This is a genomic window from Bartonella gliris (genome assembly GCF_045277155.1).
In the GTDB taxonomy this organism is placed as follows: domain Bacteria; phylum Pseudomonadota; class Alphaproteobacteria; order Rhizobiales; family Rhizobiaceae; genus Bartonella; species Bartonella gliris.
Genome location: NZ_CP123962.1, coordinates 1220836 through 1239937, shown reverse-complemented (window position 1 = coordinate 1239937; position 19102 = coordinate 1220836). Strand labels below are relative to the sequence as shown.

At 40.6% G+C, this 19102-nt stretch carries 7 protein-coding genes and 1 tRNA gene; 3 read left to right on the top strand and 5 right to left on the bottom strand.

What is annotated here, in order from left to right:
• Positions 1-3 precede the first annotated feature (3 nt).
• From QHG54_RS05570 to aroA, 4 genes are all read right to left on the bottom strand, one after another.
• The gene (locus tag QHG54_RS05570) at positions 4-8580 is read right to left on the bottom strand and encodes a GH36-type glycosyl hydrolase domain-containing protein (RefSeq protein ID WP_406603992.1); all 8577 of its coding nucleotides are present in this window, start codon (positions 8578-8580) and stop codon (positions 4-6) included.
• 216 nt (positions 8581-8796) lie between these two features.
• Complete coding sequence (gene rpsA, locus QHG54_RS05565) at positions 8797-10497, bottom strand: 30S ribosomal protein S1 (protein WP_317992612.1); 1701 nt, start codon at positions 10495-10497, stop codon at positions 8797-8799.
• Between the two features lie 133 nt (positions 10498-10630).
• Positions 10631-11278: a (d)CMP kinase gene (cmk, locus tag QHG54_RS05560; protein ID WP_406603991.1), complete on the bottom strand. Its 648-nt coding sequence runs from the start codon at positions 11276-11278 to the stop codon at positions 10631-10633.
• Positions 11275-12603 carry a 3-phosphoshikimate 1-carboxyvinyltransferase gene (gene aroA / locus QHG54_RS05555; RefSeq protein ID WP_406603990.1) on the bottom strand — a complete coding sequence of 443 codons (1329 nt, stop codon included), beginning with the start codon at positions 12601-12603 and terminating at the stop codon, positions 11275-11277. Before aroA ends, cmk begins: the two co-directional genes overlap by 4 nt.
• Before the next feature lie 186 nt (positions 12604-12789).
• On the opposite strand from aroA, the gene QHG54_RS05550 reads away from it, so the two are divergent.
• From QHG54_RS05550 to ilvD, 3 genes are all read left to right on the top strand, one after another.
• Complete coding sequence (locus tag QHG54_RS05550) at positions 12790-13170, top strand: TIGR02300 family protein (protein WP_317992615.1); 381 nt, start codon at positions 12790-12792, stop codon at positions 13168-13170.
• 119 nt (positions 13171-13289) lie between these two features.
• Positions 13290-13365, top strand: a tRNA-Ala gene (locus tag QHG54_RS05545).
• Between the two features lie 614 nt (positions 13366-13979).
• Positions 13980-15818: a dihydroxy-acid dehydratase gene (gene ilvD, locus QHG54_RS05540; RefSeq protein ID WP_406603989.1), complete on the top strand. Its 1839-nt coding sequence runs from the start codon at positions 13980-13982 to the stop codon at positions 15816-15818.
• A gap of 364 nt (positions 15819-16182) precedes the next feature.
• Here the strand turns inward: ilvD and mutS are convergent, their stop codons facing one another.
• Entirely contained in the window at positions 16183-18918 is a 2736-nt protein-coding gene (mutS, locus tag QHG54_RS05535) for a DNA mismatch repair protein MutS (RefSeq protein ID WP_317992617.1), read from the bottom strand.
• Positions 18919-19102 lie beyond the last annotated feature (184 nt).

Sequence of the window (19102 nt, the reverse complement as noted above, 5' to 3'; positions counted from 1 at the left end):
TTTTTAAGATTTAAGAGTACGTATAATTTGATGTTTACCTGTTTTTTTTAACTTTATCCCTGTGTTAACTTTTGCATATTCTTTATCATCAACAGTAAGCAAATTTTGGAAACCCCATTTAACTTTAATGATGTAGACGGCATCATAAAATTTAATTTTTGCTTCATATTCTGGCCAAGAGGAGGGTAAATGGGGTTTTAAAAACAACAGATTGCCTTGACGCTTAATCCCAAGAATGGCTTGTATTGCAGCGTGGTAAAACCATCCTGCTGAGCCTGTATACCATGTCCAACCGCCTTGTCCACGGTGTGGTTCAATGGCGTAGATGTCTGCAGCCATAACATAAGGTTCAACACGATAAACTTCGGGATTTTGACCGTGGATGATGGGGTTTATCATAGAAAATAGGGCATAAGCTTTGTCTGCTTCACCCATTTCAGCAAGCGCTATAATGTTCCAAATGGCACCATGGGTATATTGTCCGCCATTTTCTCGAACCCCTGGAGGATAGCCCTTTATATAACCCGGTTCGAGAGTGCTTTTATCAAAAGGTGGCCAGAAAAGACGTATAAGTCTACCTTTTTCATCACACAGATGCTCAAACATGGATGCCATTGCTTGTTTTTGACGCTCAAGAGATGCCATTTGAGAAATGACAGCCCAAGATTGCGCAATAGTATCAATTTGGCATTCATCATTTATTTTAGAGCCAAGAGGAGTCCCATCATCAAAATAACCTCGTCGATACCAAGCACCATCCCAACTGTGATCTTCTAGAGCATTCGTCAAACGTTCAAGATATCCACTCCATGCTTCGACATGGTTGTTATCGCCACGCTTTTGAGCAAGAGGGATGAATGCTTGTAGTGTGGTACCCAAAAACCATCCTAACCAAGTACTTTCGCCTTTCCCTTCAATGCCTACTAAATTCATGCCATCATTCCAATCTCCACCTAAAATAAGAGGGAGTCCATGTGGTCCACACCGTTTGATGGCAAGATCTAAAGCTAAAGCACAATGTTCATAAAGTGTTGCTGTTTTTTGAGATTGCGTGGGTTGAAAATAAGCATCGTGTTGTTCTTTGTTCAGAGAAGGGCCTTCAATGAAAGCAATGGGAATATCAAGGAAGTCGTATTCGCCAGTGGTATTGACATAAAGGGCAGTGCCATAAGCTAGCCAGACTATGTCATCGGAAATATGTGTGCGAACACCTGCATTGCTATGAGGAAGCCACCAATGCTGTACATCGCCTTCGAGAAACTGATGGGCTGCAGCATTTAACAATTGTTGGCGTGCTAGCTGTGGTTCAAGCGGGAGCAAAGACAAGCTATCTTGCAATTGGTCTCGGAAGCCGAAGGCACCACTGGCTTGATAAAAAGCTGCACGTGCCATAATACGGCAGCCATAGATTTGATAAGGGAGCCAATGGTTAACCATAATATCAAAAGAGGGATCTGGTGTTTTAACTTGGAGTGGAGAAACGAAATCGTTCCATTGTTTTTCTTGTTGTGCAAGCAGAATGTTAAAATCATTTTCACGTATCTGGTCCAGCAGTTTTTTAGCTTCTTGCATGTTTTCAGCATTACCAAGATAGAAGATGATCTCTTTTGTTTGGCCAGGTGCCAGATCAATATCATAGGCTAATGCCGAGCAAGGATCGCAGCCTGCTTCAACTGTATTTGAAAGTGCGCTAGCTTGACGGAGTGCGCGTGGATGCTTAATCGTTCCTGTAGAGCCAATAAATTCAAGACGATCGGTAGTGACGCTGGTTGGCATTTCGGATGCTGATAAAAATGCGACCTGTTGAGATGTTTCAATGTGATAGGGATTTTGAATAAAATGTGCACCTCGTTTTTGATCATAAGAGGGAAGGATAAAAGGGGCGTGTTTTGTACGGACATTTCCCAAAACCCATTCAACATAATTATAAAGACGTAAGCTTCGCGGTTTTTTCCCTTCGTTTTTGATGATAAGACGTGAAAGACGAATTGGTTTTTTTAGATCAATTGTATGGGTAAGTTCTAACGCGATTTCTGAATGTGTGGATTTAAAAGTTGAGAATCCAAAACCATGACAAGCTTCGTAGATAACGTTTTCATCACATTCGACAGAAGAAACTGGTGAGAAACGTTTTAAAGATAAGCGATCAACAAGATAAAGCGCTTCTCCTGGACGGTTCGAAACAGGATCGTTAGCCCATGGAGTTAATTGGTAATCACGGCTATTATTGGCCCATGTGAAGAGAACACCTTCAGCTGATACGTGGAAGCCAAAGCTTTTATTAGCAATGACGTTAATCCATGGATGTGGTGTGTTTGTGCGTCCGTTAAGACGTACGATATAATGGTTATCATGGTTAAAACCGCCATAACCATTCCAATACTTTAGATCTTTACCATTAGCAGGAAGGAGTGAAGTTTTTTGGGCACTGATAAGACCGATCGAAGTAAACAAGTTTGGTTCGGTTAGTGTTGCTACTTGCCTTCTTTTGTCATATTTGCTGCGGTTTAATTTATTATTCAATTCTTGATTACTGTTGCGGGCAGCTAGATCAGAATCAATATTTTCCATACGTTTGAGTTGTTCAGACAAAGATCCATTTTGAGCATGAAGGACAATACGGGCTGATGCAAGAAGTGTCTCGAAACTTTTTTCATTGATTTGATCGCGCCGAAAGGTAAAAATATGTTGGTGTTTATCAGTTTCAGTGTTGTGATGACGATAGGATTCGCATACCCACTCAATAGCGCGTTGCGTATTTTGTATATAAGAAAATGCTTGTTCATTCAAAATAACCAGATCAATAATTAATCCACGCGTGCGCCAATATTCATGTGCTTTGAGGAGCTCACGAAGCACAGTTATATCCATTTCATTATCTAGTCTTAAAAGGCAGATAGGAATGTCCCCTGAAAGCGACATTGGCCAAAGGTCAGATTGTTTGCCAAGAGTTTTTGCTAATATTTCGGGAGGGAGACGCCAAGTGCGGTCTGGATAGATGAGTGGTGTTGCATATTTTTGATAAGTAATGGCTTCTCTAGGGTGGATACCGTTTTGATATAATGCAACTTGTGAACGTGTCCATGCCATTGAAAATTCTCGCTGGAACATATTGGGTTGTCTATAATGTTTAACATGATTTTGCAGCGTTTCTTTTGAATTGGCAGCAAAAGTCCAAAAAATGAGTTCTACTTTTTCATGTGCAGGAATTTTTACACGGCAGCGGAGTGAGATAATTGGATCTAGAACGCAGCCTTGGCTATTACTAAAATGGGCATTTTGATCAAATGCAGCCGGTCGGCGAATAGAACGGCCACGGCCAATAAACAAGAAACGGTCGGTTTCAGATTCTGCTTCTGGGATAGTGCCTGCTGTATCTGTGACAAAATGGGTGATATGGATCTCGGGGTCATTGGGCGCGCGTTTGCGTCTTTTGGCAAAAATTGTTCCTCCTGAATCAGCAATTTCTGTTTCTATAAACATACGTGAAAAAATAGGATGGATGCAATCAGTATCCATTGTTGCGAGCGCTAATTCACCATAAGAGGTAACTTCAATCAGGCGATCTTTATTGGTTGTATTCATAAGCTGGAGACGTCGACCTTCGCCATCATTTTCGGATGTAACGAGACATTCGAGTGTGGATTTTATGCCATCAACCATTTTTATATATTCAGCTTTTTCATCTGTAAAAATGCTAACGGCTTCTTCATCGGCAACGCGTGTTGGCTCACCAGTTACAGACCACCAACGCCCACTATGTGTATCACGCAGGAAGAATAAAGTACCTTGTTGATCTTCTGCAATATCAGGGATAAAACGCGTGATCATGTAATCATGCCAACGGCTATAACCAGAACCATTTGCTGTCAACATTGAGGAATAAAAACCGTTCGATAAAAGCAAAGTTGCACGGGGTTTGAGAAGCGGGTTAGTGATAATGCGCATAGGAACGTTATCAAGTTCTTGGGAGCTATTGCGCAGGGGATTAGTAATTTTTGTGTGAATGATAGGAATTTGATGTGGGGCTCTTTCCTGTAATAACAATTGCGTCGCTTCAATAGCTGGATCACGATGAAAGCGATTACGCATCCGTCCTTCAAAAATGACATTGTTGATAGCAAGAATTGACATGCCATGATGGTGTGCATAATAATTACGTACAATGGCATATTTTTCTCTTGTCTGCACACGAGAAGGGGTAAAATCGACAGAGTCATAATAGCCATATGTTCCTAGAGCTCCAAGATCACGTAGTCGTTTTAAATTTTTCACGGCGGGGGTTGGCATATATTGTGCTGCTAAAAGGCTTGCATAAGGAGCAATAACTGCATTACGTGAGAGATCGCGTTGTAGTCCAAGGCTTGGATCTCCAAAGCTAGCGTATTGGTAATTCATTAAGTGATCGCGAGCGTTAAATGCAGCTTCTGAAATACCCCATGGTAATCCTCGTTTATGAGCATATTGTATTTGATGACGAATAATTAATCGATTAGTTTGATCCAGTATTGATCCTAGAGGTTCCCGCATGATGAGAGATGGCATCAGATATTCGAACATGGATCCAGACCATGATAAGAGGGCACCTTTCCAACCAACCGGGATGAGTAATCGGCCGAGATGAAACCAATGTTTGAATTTGATATCGCCTTTTGCGATGGCAAAAAGACTTGAGAGACGTGCTTCTGAAGCTAAAAGGTCATAACAGCCTTCATCCAGTTTATTTTCCTGAACACGATAGCCAATAGACAAGAGTTGTCGTTCAGGCTGTTCTAAAAAGTCAAATTCCATATCAAAAGCTATTTGCCGTGCGTTTGCAGCCAAAGTGTTTAATTTTTGGCGTATTTTTTCGGTATCATAGTCATATGTAGCATCATGATGATGGGCTTCGCAGGTTTCTAAAAGGCATTTGGCCCAAGAGTGCGCATGGGCAGATTTTGTTGTTTGAATTTTTTTATCAAGTTCGGCTGTTAGGTGGACAATATCACGAGCTGCAAGTGAGAGATTAATGGTGCGGAAGGTAACGGTGGTTGGTTTTTTTATAAGAGCGTTAATAGCACGGTAGAAATTAGCTATATGTTCTTCGATTTGTTGGCGTAAGGGGCATAAAATATTTTGATCATCTGGAATCTCTTTGATGGTTTCTTCAAGAATATCATTGACATCAAATAAGCCCGCTAGATCACTTTGCAAAAAAGCAAGAGGTGTCTCAGCCCATTCACTTAGAGCAGAAGAAAGTGTTACTAAATGACCAGCAAGGTTTCCTGAATCAACTGTTGATACATAGGTTGGCAAAAGAGGTTTGAGTGTATCGGTTGCATACCAATTATAGAGATGTCCACGGAATTTTTCTATTTTTGTAAGAGTGTCTAAAGTGTATTCGATGCGTGTAATAGTCTCTTCGAAACTAATCCAGCCGAAATCACGTGCGGCAATAGTGGAAAGTAGATAAACTCCAATATTGGTAGGTGAAGTGCGTTGGGCAACGAGAGGTTTGGGGTCTTCTTGGAAATTGTCGGGTGGCAAATGATTGTTTTCTGCATTAACAAAGGTTGCATAATAAAGCCAAGTCCTTCGTGCAATACGTCGGAGTATTTTTTTATCGTCTGAAGATATATCAAGCGTATCTTGAGATGTTGATGGTTGGCTAACAATCCATGCAATTAAAGGTGAAAAAAACCACACTAATCCAAAAGGCAAAGCGACAAAGCTTGCTGAAGAATGCAAAAATATAGGAAGTATTACAGCAATAATCGCAATAAGTGATGCTGGCCACATTGTAAGGATATAGAAGTCTAAACTATTAGGAATGGATTTTGTTGAGGCGGAGGTTTTCCATTCAAGAAGATGTTGTTTTGAAATCATCATGCGGTAAAGTGTGCGGATGATGGCATCAGTCATAAAATAGGCTGAATGGGCAATAAATGCGGTTTTAAGAAATAGATCTGCTCCCGTAAGAGCAATTTTGCTCAAAATTGACTGGAAGTGCCCGCGCCAAGAATGGTTAAGGCTAGAAGGAATGATGGTTTGAAGCACACCCAAAATGGGGGAGATGAAGAGACTAAGCAGCAAAAATATTTGCCAGACGATAGCTGTTTTTAACGGTAAAATAGACCACCCTGCAATTGCTGCAATTAGCCACATAAGTGGTGTGAGAGAACGGCGCAGATTATCTTGCATTTTCCAACAAGTGATAAGGCTTATTTGATACCATTGTAAGAGGTAAGGCAATAACTGCCAATCGCCACGAATCCAACGATGATGACGGGTAACATCAACATTATAGGCTGTTGGATAATCCTCAATTATTTCTACGTTAGTCACGAGTGCAGCACGTGCATAGCTTCCTTCTAAAAGATCATGACTGAGAACAGTATTTTCTTTAATTTTTCCATGAAGTGCTTTTGCAAATGCATCAATGTTATAAAGACCTTTGCCAGTGAAAGTTCCTTCTCCTAAAAGATCTTGATAGGTATCAGAGACGGCAAAAACGTAAGGATCAATACCACGATTGGTAGAAAAAATCTTTTGCAGAATTGATGTTTCTTTTCCGGTTGTGAGGGAAGGTGTGATACGGGGTTGTAAAATGCTATAACCTTTTACAACCCTCCCATTTTGGGGATCAAAAATGGGAGAGTTGAGTGGATGATTCAGTTTTCCAACGAGTTTAGCAACACTTTCAGGGGTTAGCCGTGTGTCTGAATCCAAAGTCATAATGAAACGGCAATCCATGGGAAGATGTGGATCTGGGGTGTAAAAGCTTGTATTTTTATCGCCTCTTAATAAGAGATTAAGCTCATGGAGTTTACCACGTTTACGTTCCCACCCCATCCAGCATTTTTCGCTAGCATTATAAAGGCGCCGACGGTGTAAAAGAAAAAAGAGGGGGATATCATCACGACGATAACGGTGGTTAAGTTTAGCAATACTACTTTGTGCATAGTTTAGCAGATCGAGATCGTCTTGTGTTTCTTCTAAGGGAGCGTCACCCCAGTCTGTGATAAGAGCGAAATGAATAGCGCCTTTGGGATTAGAAAGATAATGCACTTCAAGATTACGCACTTGCTCATCAATGTAATCACGTGATGTAATTAAGGTAGGCACAACAACCATTGTGCGTGCGTGTTTGGGAATACCTTCTTTATATTCATAACCAATAAGTTGTTTTGATGGAATAAACCATGAAACAAGAGTGTTGAAGAAAGAAAAAGCAGCATCCATGGCAGGAAAAACTGCTAATACGGTAAAAAGAACAGTCCCAAACGGTGTTAAGCTTGATGCTTGTAAGAGAGCATAGATTGCAAGCAAAAGAGCGATGGTTAAAAAAGAAACAGGGATTGCAATTACTGCTATTTTTGAGCGACGATAGGCACGTGCCCATTTTATGAAAAGGGATGGAGAGTATCCGCAAGCTTTTTCAAAAATATAACGCCCATCGTCGACAAGATACCATCCAATAGAGGAATTGTTATGATGAGAATTATATTCAGAGGCAGAATGTGCCATTTCTAAAGCTTTACGTGCGACTTCGACCTCGCTGAGAGAGGAACGGCGTGCAATTGTTTCGATCACTTGTCGATAGGCATTGCGTGAGTGAGAATCAATTTCAGAAAAGTCGCTATTTTCACGCAAGATAAGGTCAACAGAACTTACGCGTTCAAACCATACTGTCCAATCAACGTCATCAATGGTTTTGAGGGCACGAATAATATTGCCCATAGTTACACCATCTGCTGCTTGATGGGTATGTTCATCGGCGGTTGCAATTTCTGGGCTACTGCTTTGGCGATGCAATTGTTTTTCAAGCCAATTTAATGCCACAGTTGAATCGACAGATGCGCCTCGTAAACGGTAGAATAAATGAGCTGAAAAAGTCGAATCCGCGGTTAACTTTTCATAAAGAGTAAAAAGACTGTGTAATTTGGTTTCATTTTCTGCAAGAGCAATTTTGTCAGCCACCTGATTAGCAAGATGACGCATATGCTGTGTTTTTTCAATACGCAATGAAAGTCGACGAACATTTTCAATTAACAGCATACGTACAACAGAAGGGAGAGCCCACAATTCGCCAATTGTAAGGTTACAAATTTCTTGAAATCCATTGACTATAGAGGTGAGTGTTTCTTGTGAAAATCTGCTATCTGTATGTGCAATATACAGCCAAGCTAAAGCAAAAATACGTGGAATTTCTGCTTTTTTTTTATAAAGGGGAAGTTGCTTAATGAAGGATTGTGGGAAGTTGCAGCGTAGCTGTTGTATGGTTTTATCAATAGTATAGTGATTATCAATAAGCCATTGAGCGGAGGGTGCAATAGTTTCATTGTTACGGGAAGCAACATCGCTGCTGCGAAAAGCATGAAGAATAAGTTTGGCATTTTCGATCAAACGTTTACGAAAATCATTTTCTCCTTTATATTCAGGAAGTAAAATTTCTTTTCCAGAGGCTATATCATGGCCTAATTTATAAAGTTCTTCTTCCGATTTATAAGTTGAACGAATAGGAAAGTTGGTTTTAGCAAGATAGCAAGCTTTTGTTTTTTGAGGAAAAAAACACTTCATAAAAGATATTGTGAGTGCCATAATATGATATTGCCATTCAATGATGTGGTTTCTTTTTTATTCAACAGGCTGTTGGCATTTTACTTTAATAATAAGCTTTTTATTTTTATTTGGAAGTGTTTGCAATTTTTTGATTAGATGATTGAAAAATTAACAAAGGGAATATTAAAGATTCAAGAATAAAAAAGGCCGCTAGAAAAACGAGCGACCTTACTTTTAACTATAACTGTTAATCCATTATTCTTGTTCTTGCTTTTTTAAAGCTGCACCAAGAATATCACCAAGAGAAGCGCCTGAATCTGTTGAGCCATATTGAGCAACAGCTTCTTTTTCTTCTGCAATTTCTAAAGCTTTAATGGATACTGAAAGCTTGCGTGTTTTCTTATCGAATGCAGTAATACGAGCATCAACTTTTTGACCAATAGAGAAACGCTCAGGCCGTTGTTCGTCACGATCACGTGCTAAATCAGCACGGCGAATAGTTGTTTCAAGATTGTGGTCAACCAATTTTACATTAATGTCATTGTCATTGATTCCAGTAACTTCACACGTTACAACAGCGCCTTTGCGGAGTTCACCAGCAGCAGCAGCTTCTCCAACTTTATCGTTGGAAAGCTGTTTGATTCCCAGAGAGATACGTTCTTTTTCAATGTCAACATCAAGTACTACAGCTTTAACGATATCGCCTTTATTGTAAGTATCAATGACTTGTTCACCGGGACGATTCCAATCAAGATCAGAAAGGTGAACCATACCATCAACATCACCCTCAAGCCCAATGAAGAGACCAAATTCTGTTTTATTTTTGACCTCTCCTTCGATTTGCGAATTCACAGGAAATTTATTAGCAAAAGCGACCCATGGATTTTCAAATGTTTGCTTTAAACCAAGGGAAATACGCCGTTTAGAAGGGTCAATTTCAAGAACGACCACTTCCACTTCTTGTGATGTGGATAGAATTTTTCCAGGGTGGACATTTTTCTTTGTCCAACTCATTTCGGAAACGTGGATCAGTCCTTCGATTCCTGGTTCGATTTCAACAAAACCACCGTAATCAGTAATGTTGGTAACAGCACCAGTAATTTTTTTACCAACAGGATATCTGGCACTTATGCTCTCCCAAGGATCACTTTCAAGCTGTTTCATTCCAAGAGAGATACGGTGCGTATCTTGATTGATGCGAATAATCTGAACTTTAATAGTTTGACCAATTGTAAGGATTTCAGATGGGTGATTAACACGCCGCCATGCCATATCTGTGACATGTAAGAGACCATCAATTCCACCAAGATCCACAAAAGCACCATAATCGGTGATATTCTTAACGACACCTTCAACGATTTGGTTTTCTTCAAGATTTTGAACGATTTCTGAACGTTGCTCAGCTCGGCTTTCTTCTAAAACAGTACGACGTGAGACGACAATATTGCCGCGACGACGATCCATTTTCAAAATTTCAAAAGACTGTGAATTATGCATTAAAGGTGAAACATCGCGAATGGGACGAATATCAACTTGGCTGCGAGGCAAGAAAGCGACAGCACCATCGAGGTCGACCGTAAAGCCTCCTTTGACTTGGCTAAAGATAACGCCATCGACACGTGCACCAGCATTGAACTTTTCTTCCAGACGAATCCAGCTTTCTTCGCGTCGTGCTTTTTCACGTGATAGAACAGCTTCACCTATCGCATTTTCAATGCGTTCAATGTAAACTTCGACTTCATCTCCAACTTGCAAAGAACCGTCTTTTCCTTTAGCTCCAAATTCTTTGAGTGGAATACGTCCTTCAACTTTAAGTCCAGCATCAATAATGGCCATGTCTTTTTCGATTGCAATGACTCGGCCTTTAACAACGGATCCTTCATTAAGGTCATTGGTTTGGAAAGATTCCATGAGAAGGGCTTCAAAATCCGCTGTTGTGGGATTGTATTGTGACATAAGAACTCCTAATACATACCTTAATTATCAAAGGTATAAGCGCTAGGTTAGTGTTGATACGGGGTAACTTCCTGCCTTTTTCCTTAATACAGGAAGAAAAATTAGCGCTCGGCCGGAAATCACCTTGATAGCTTCATCCAATTATACGCGCTTTTATGACAGGATCAATAAAAGCGCATGCAATTGTAAATGTCGTTTCTATACTCAATTCTGACGTATCAAGCAAGTGGGCGTTTTTTGCTGGTCTTAGCGGGCTTTCTTTTCGGGTTGTATCGCGGTTGTCACGTTGTTCAAGTTGAGCCAGGATTTTATGATAGTCTGCTTGGATTCCTTTTTTTAAAATTTCTTGATAGCGACGTTTTGCCCGTGTTTGAACATTGGCTAGAACATAAAGTTTAACATCGGCATCGGGGCAGACAACAGTGCCAATATCACGTCCATCAAGCACGCTACCAGGTAAAATTTTAGTAAAATTACGTTGTTTAGCAACAAGAATTTCACGTACAGTTGGTATAATTGCTATTTTTGAAGCGGCTTCGCCAAGTTCATGAGAAGAAAGAACAGTTGGATTTAAAGTGTTAAAATCAAGTTCTGTAGCATAAGCAAGTGCACTTTTTTCATCATCAAGAGCTAATTTTTGTTGTAAAAGTGCATAAGCAACACCACGATAAGTAAGACCAGTGTCGAGATAACGAAGACGATAATGTGTAGCAATTTTTCGTGCTAATGTCCCTTTCCCTGAAGCTGCTGGTCCATCAATTGCTATAACAAAAGGTTTCAAGAAATTTTTCCCCCAAGTTGTTGCATAAAAGGGATAAATTCTGGAAAGCTGGTAGCGATCATTCGTTTATCATCAATGGTTACAGGTTTTTCTGATACCAGTCCAAAGATAAGAAAAGACATGGCAATTCGATGATCAAGATGTGTAGTGACGTGTCCACCGCCAAATCCTTTTGCGGAGCTTTTTCCGTGAACAATGAGAAAATCTATACCTTCTTCGCAATCTACGTTATTGATTTTTAGTCCTTGAGCAATTGCGGACAGTCGATCAGATTCTTTAACGCGCAATTCTTCAACTCCTAGCATAACTGTTTTGCCTTCAGCAAAGGCTGCTGCTACTGCCAAAACGGGATATTCATCAATCATGGATGGAGCCCGTTCTTTGGGCACAGTTATACCTTTTAGCATTGATGATTTGACCCGCAGATCGGCAACATCTTCGCCACCTGTTTTGCGTTGGTTCAAAAGTTCTATTTGAGCACCCATTTCCCACAATGTCTCAATAAGTCCCATTCGAGAGCTGTTTATAAGCACATTTTCGATGATGATATCAGAATCTTCCACAAGAAGGGCTGCAATGAGTGGAAAAGCTGCAGAAGAGGGGTCGCCTGGAACATCAATAGTTTGTCCGGTGAGATGTGGTTGTCCATTGAGATGAATAAAACGCGTGCCTTTAGCATCTATTTCTATTTCAAGTTCAGCACCAAACGCTTTTAACATTTTTTCTGTATGATCTCGTGTGAGAATCGGTTCAATAACAGTTGTGATGCCGGCGGTATTGAGTCCGGCAAGTAGGATTGCTGATTTAACTTGGGCAGAAGCCATTGGAATACGATAGCGAATCGGGTTAGCCATTTTCGGGCCATAGAGCGTTAAAGGGAGATGGTCGCCATGTGTGGCTTCAATTTCAACGCCCATTAATCGTAGTGGGTCTAGGATACGTCCCATCGGGCGTTTGGAGAGAGAGGCGTCACCGATAAAGGTTGTTTTCATATGATAAGGACCAACCATCCCCATAACGAGGCGGGCACCTGTTCCGGCATTGCCGAAATTTAAAGGTTGTTGTGCAGCTAAGAGACAGCCGTTTCCGGTTCCCCGAATGATCCAGAGATCATCTTTTTTATGAATACAGGCACCCATAGCTTGCATAGCAGCAGCTGTATTGAGAACGTCATCGCTTTCAAGCAGTCCGTGGATATGTGTTTTACCATTTGCTAACCCTCCCAATATAAGGGATCGATGGGAGATTGATTTATCTCCTGGTATTTTAATTTTTCCAGAAAGACGAGTAGATTTATAGGCGGTTATGGGTATTGCTTTTTGCATAGAAGTTTTATTTAATTTATTTGCATTTTATGAAATTAAGCATCTTTTAGCACATGCTTTGAGAGGCGTCATGAGGAAATCCATGTAAAATGATGTATTTATCTTTGACAAAGACATTATTTTTTGTTTAAGCACCATAAAATTTATCTTTTAATAGAATTATAGTTAACCAAAGAGGCACGGTTCATGGCAAAACAAGAACTTGGAACTAAGCGTGTTGATCCAGAAACGGGAAAGAAGTTTTATGATCTTAATCGCGATCCTATTGTGTCCCCTTATACAGGGATTTCTTATCCACGCTCTTATTTTGAGGTTGTTGCAGCTGAAGCAAATAGTGAAGAAGAAGTTGATACTGAAGAGCTTGATACAGCGCTTGAAAAATCCGCCTTTATGCTTCTTGAAGAGGATGGGGATGATTCTAAAGATGATGATATTCCTGATTTGGAAGATAGCGATGTGGATCTGGGTGATGACGATGACACGTTTTTGTCTCACGATGAAGACGATGAGGATGATGACGTTACCGGTATTCTCGGAGGTGGTGTTTCTAAGGATGACGATTCTTAAGAGAAATGGAAAAGCATTCTTTTCATTGAATGCAAATTCTTCTTGATCTTCGATTTTTCTCGTTTTAAAAAAATTCCTTAAGATTGTTTACCGACAGGGGAAAAATCCGTCTTTGATGTGGGGCTATAGCTCAGCTGGGAGAGCGCTTGCATGGCATGCAAGAGGTCAGCGGTTCGATCCCGCTTAGCTCCACCAAAAAGACTCTATTTGTTTACGAGAAAATCGGTATTTTCCTCTGTTTGAGAGATGCTGCTCTAGCCATAGTAATTGCTCTTTGTATTTTTCAATGCGTTCGTAATGCGTTTGTTCGCAATTATTCACATTGCATTGCTGTTAGTGTGTAAAATGCATATGGTTTTATTATTATGAAAGCGAACGAGCAGGTTGGTGCTATTTTTACGGTGCGTATAATAGAATAAAGTGAGCTGTTTACCATTTGTAATATAACACGTAGAAAAAAGAGGCATCTGGATAGGAGAGGTATCATCAATAAAGGTTGTTTTCTACGACCAATCCCTTGTTCCTAGAGCTCAAGTGAATGCCTATACCGACATTGTCGCTTAAATCCAAAGTTTTTTGTGCAGCTAAAAGGCAGTTGTTATAGATTCTACAAATGATCGAGATATCATTTCTCTTAGGAAAATTTCATGGGATTATGTGCTGCTGAAGAGGTTTATTACGTGGCTTTCAATTTTGTGATTTAAATGTCTCAATAAAAGGCTTTTTTCATTTCTCATGCGAGAGCTCTTGTTTTTAGGGTTGGATTGCAGCACAAAAGGGAAAATGGAATTATTTGAGGGGAAAAAATAATGCCTTCTTACCGTTCAAGAATATCAACTCATGGGCGCAATATGGCAGGGGCCCGCAGTCTTTGGCGTGCAACAGGGATGAAAGAGGCTGATTTTGGTAAACCGATTATTGCGATTGCAAATTCTTTTACACAATTTGTACCAGGACATGTCCATTTAAAAGATCTTGGGCAACTGGTGGCACAACAAATAGCGATTTCTGGCGGTGTCGCGAAGGAGTTTAACACGATTGCTGTAGATGATGGAATTGCTATGGGGCATGATGGCATGCTTTATTCTTTGCCTTCACGTGAAATTATTGCTGATTCTGTTGAATATATGGTCAACGCCCATTGTGCTGATGCACTTGTCTGTATTTCCAATTGTGACAAGATTACGCCTGGTATGTTAATGGCTTCTTTACGGTTGAATATTCCAACAATCTTTGTTTCTGGCGGTCCTATGGAAGCTGGTAAGGTTAAATGGAAAGATCAAAATCTGGCTGTTGACTTAGTTGATGCCATGATTGCTGCAGCTTCTGAGCATAATTCAGAAGAAGAAATTGCTGAAATGGAGCGTGCTGCTTGTCCTACATGTGGTTCTTGTTCAGGAATGTTTACCGCTAATTCTATGAATTGTTTGACCGAAGCATTAGGGCTTTCTCTTCCTGGAAACGGATCAGTGTTAGCAACGCATGCAGATCGTCGGATACTTTTTGAAGAAGCTGGACGACAGATTGTTGCATTGGTCAAGCGTTATTATGAAAAAGGCGATGAGACAGTTTTGCCGCGTTCTATCGCTTCGCGTAAGGCTTTTGAAAATGCAATGACTGTTGATATTGCCATGGGGGGATCAACCAATACTGTTCTACATCTTTTAGCAGCAGCGCAAGAAGGTGAGGTGGATTTTACCATGACAGATATTGATCGTCTTTCGCGTCGTGTTCCTGTTTTGTGCAAGGTTGCACCCTCTATTGCCAATGTGCATATGGAAGATGTTCATCGTGCTGGTGGTATTATGGGACTTTTAGGAGAATTGGATGCAGCTGGACTCATTGATACATCTGCTTACACCGTTCACGCGAAAACGATGAAGGAAGCTCTATACCACTGGGATGTGAAACGAACCAAAGAACCAACTATCCATGAATTTTACCGTGCAGCTCCAGGTGGTATTCCAACACAGACAGCTTTTAGTCAATGTTGCCGTTACGATACCCTTGATCTTGATCGTGAAAAAGGTGTAATCCGCGATAGAAAACATGCTTATTCGCAAGATGGAGGATTGGCAGTTCTTTATGGGAATCTTGCGAAAGATGGCTGTATTGTGAAAACAGCAGGTGTTGATCAGTCAATTTTAACTTTTAAAGGTCCAGCAAGAATTTTTGAAAGCCAAGATTCGGCTGTTACAGCAATTTTGACCGATAAAATTAAATCAGGTGATATCGTTTTAATCCGTTATGAAGGTCCACGTGGTGGACCTGGAATGCAGGAAATGCTCTATCCCACCAGCTATCTCAAATCCAAAGGATTGGGAAAGGTTTGTGCGCTTGTAACAGATGGTCGATTTTCCGGAGGATCTTCAGGGCTTTCTATCGGGCACATTTCACCAGAAGCTGCTGAAGGAGGAGCAATTGCTTTGGTGGAAGAGGGTGATATCATAGAAATTGATATTCCTAATCGTACCATTCATCTGTTAGTCGATGACGTTGAGATGATGAATCGTCGTGCCAAAATGGAAGCAAAAGGAAAAGCCGCTTGGCAACCGGTTGAGGAGCGTAAGCGTAAGGTTTCAAAGGCTCTCAAAGCCTATGCGGCTATGACGACGTCTGCTGCTAGGGGTGCAGTTCGTAGCATTTGATTGAATGAATAACCCAGTTTGTGAAAGATGCATGAGAGATGAAGAAATTTCTTATGTGTTTTTTATACTATTCTAAGCTGATTGTTCGATGCGTTTAGAAGAGTATTCTGAGTTATTTTGATGAGTAAAATTGGGGGGGAATGGATAGAGATATGCTAATGTGTTTTTGGGGAAGGTAGATTTCATTTCTCTTTCATACAGAAGGTGAAAAATCGATTCTAGGAAATGCGATACAAAATTTTCTGTAGAGAGGTTATCATGACCATGACACTGAGTAACAAAGGAAACGGTAATACAGCGAATAACAGATATAAGCGAAGAATAATGCGTAAATGGTATATTTTTGGAGTTGTTATTAAAGAAATTATTGCTGTTCAAGTTGTTTGAGGCGATAAAGTTCTTCTAAAGCTTCCTTAGGTGTTAACTCATCAGGATGAATATTTTTTAAAGCTTCGTGGATCACGCAACATTTATTTGCTTTTTCATCTGTGACAGTTGTCTCTTTAAGGGAAAAGAGTGGTAAATCATCAATTAATTTATGTCCTTTTCCAGCCATTTCACTTTGTTCTAATTGATGGAGAACATTTGTAGCACGGGTAATAACTGCTGCAGGAAGTCCAGCAAGTTTTGCCACTTGTACTCCGTAAGATCGGTCAGCAGCTCCCGGCATGACTTCATGAAGAAAAACAACTTCGCCATTCCAATTTTTGACTTTCATTGTTACATTATGAAGGCGATCAAGTTTTTCGGTAAGCGCTGTCATTTCGTGAAAATGCGTGGCAAGAATAGCACGACAGTGGTTAACTTCGTGAAGATATTCAACGGCTGCCCAAGCAATTGAAAGTCCATCAAAAGTTGAAGTTCCTCGCCCAATTTCATCAAGAATAACAAGAGAATGGTGACTTGCATGATTAAGAATCGTTGCTGTTTCAACCATTTCCATCATAAAGGTTGAGCGTCCCCGTGCCAGATCATCAGAAGCACCAACACGACTAAATAAGCGATCAACAACGCCAATATGAGCGGAAGTAGCTGGAACAAAAGAACCCATTTGCGCCATAATAGCGATGAGAGCATTTTGCCGCAAGAAAGTTGACTTTCCTCCCATATTGGGACCTGTTAAGAGCCAGATAGCTGCATATTGATGATTTTCTTGTACGGAGAGGTCGCAGTTATTGGCAACAAATGGTTCTGCTGCTTGCTTTCGTAGTGCTTGCTCTACAACAGGATGACGTCCCGCGGTGATATGAAAGGTAAGTGATTGATCAATTTTAGGACGACAATATCCTTGTTCTTCAGCGAGATGCGCTAAAGCAACGGAGACATCCAAAATAGCAAGCGCTTCAGCAGCTTTACGAATGAAGTCAACCTGTTCGGTAATTTCATGAACAAGAGTGTCAAAAATTTCCAGTTCAAGGGTCAGTGCATGGTTAGCTGCATGAGCAATACGGCTTTCCAGTTCAGCAAGTTCAGTGGTGGTAAAACGCATAGCGTTTGCCATTGTTTGTCTGTGAATAAAACGCGCTTTTGCTTGTGAGGTATTGGTGAGAGCAGATGCTTGTAAATTAGTGACTTCAATGAAATAGCCTAGAATATTATTATGCTTTATTTTGAGTGTCTTAATATCTGTTTCTTGGGCATATTTTGCTTGAAGTTCAGCAATGACACGGCGTGATTCATCGCGTAGAGCACGCATTTCATCGAGTTCTTGGTGATAATGAGGACGAATAAAACCACCATCCCGTTTGAGTAGAGGGAGATCATCGGCCAATGCTTGTTCTAAATGCACATGCAAGGTAGTGGGGAGATGTGAGAATATTTCTTGTACATCACTTATTTCTTCTGGGAGCAATTCATTATTAAGAAGCTGATTAAGTTCACAAATGATTTCAAAACCGCGTTGGATTGCCGCCATATCACGTGGTCCTCCACGTCCAAGAGCCAAACGTGAAACTGCGCGGGGCATATCTGGCCCCCCTTTCAAAGTGAGCTTTATAGCTTCTGCAAGCGAAGTATTGTGCAGAAAAAAAGCAATCGAATCCAAGCGCTTATCAATCGCTGAAGGTGTAGTTAGAGGAGCAATTAAACGATCAACAAGAAGGCGTGATCCTCCTCCTGTTACAGTACGATCAATGGCTTTTAATAGGCTTCCATCACGTTGACCTGATGTTGTTCGAACAAGTTCAAGACTTAATCTGGTTGCGGCATCAATAAAAAGGGTAGCACTTTCATTTTGACGTTCAGGGCGCATGAGTGGAGGGCGATGAGTGATTTGTGTTTTTTCGATATAACGAATAGCAGCGGCTATTGCGGAGAGTTCAGGGCGCGAATAATCGGCAACACCTTCAAGAGTTGAAAGTTTAAAATAACTGCAAATATCGCGTTCAGCGGTGATTGTGTCAAAAAGACTAGCTGGTTGAGGTGAAGCGATACGATCGAGAGTATTAAAAAGTGATTTATGGGATTTATCATGGAAAAAGGATTCAGCTACAATGATTTCTTGTGGATCCACGCGCATAATATCTGCTAAAAGTTTTTCATGGCGGCTTTCTGTTACACGAAATATACCGGTTGAGATATCAATCCAAGAAAGAGCAAATTCTTCTCCGTCACTGGTTTGGATACGAGCAAGTGTCATCAGATAATTTGCACGTGTTGGATCAAGGAGCTTTTCTTCTGTTATGGTCCCAGGTGTAACAAGACGCACGACATCACGCTGAACGACTGATTTTGAACCACGTTTTTTAGCTTCTGCAGGATCTTCCATCTGTTCACAAACGGCAACACGATAACCGCAGGCGATCAATTTTTGCAAATAATCATCTGCAGCATGAACGGGAACACCGCACATAGGAATATCTTCCCCTAAATGTTTTCCACGTGTTGTAAGTGTGATTCCCAAAGCCTGAGCAGCTTCAACCGCATCATTAAAAAATAATTCATAGAAATCACCCATACGATAAAAGAGAAGGCAATCGCTATTAACTGCTTTGATTTCTATATATTGCTCCATCATCGGTGTAAGGCGTTCTTGACGAGGAGGAGATGAAGATGCAAGCTGTGGGATTAAATCATTTTTATGGTTGGTTTTGTTATCCATTTTTACGCGCTCGTTTTCTTCAAGTGAGGCTTTGAAGCCCTTTTTTGTTTACTTCAATGTTTATCTTCATTATCTCTATTATCTTTGAATTGAAACGCATGAACAGATCTGTCAGAGCAAGCATAGCGATTTCTAGCATATGAATCAAATTTTAAAATCAGGTAATGACAGGTATTATCAAACA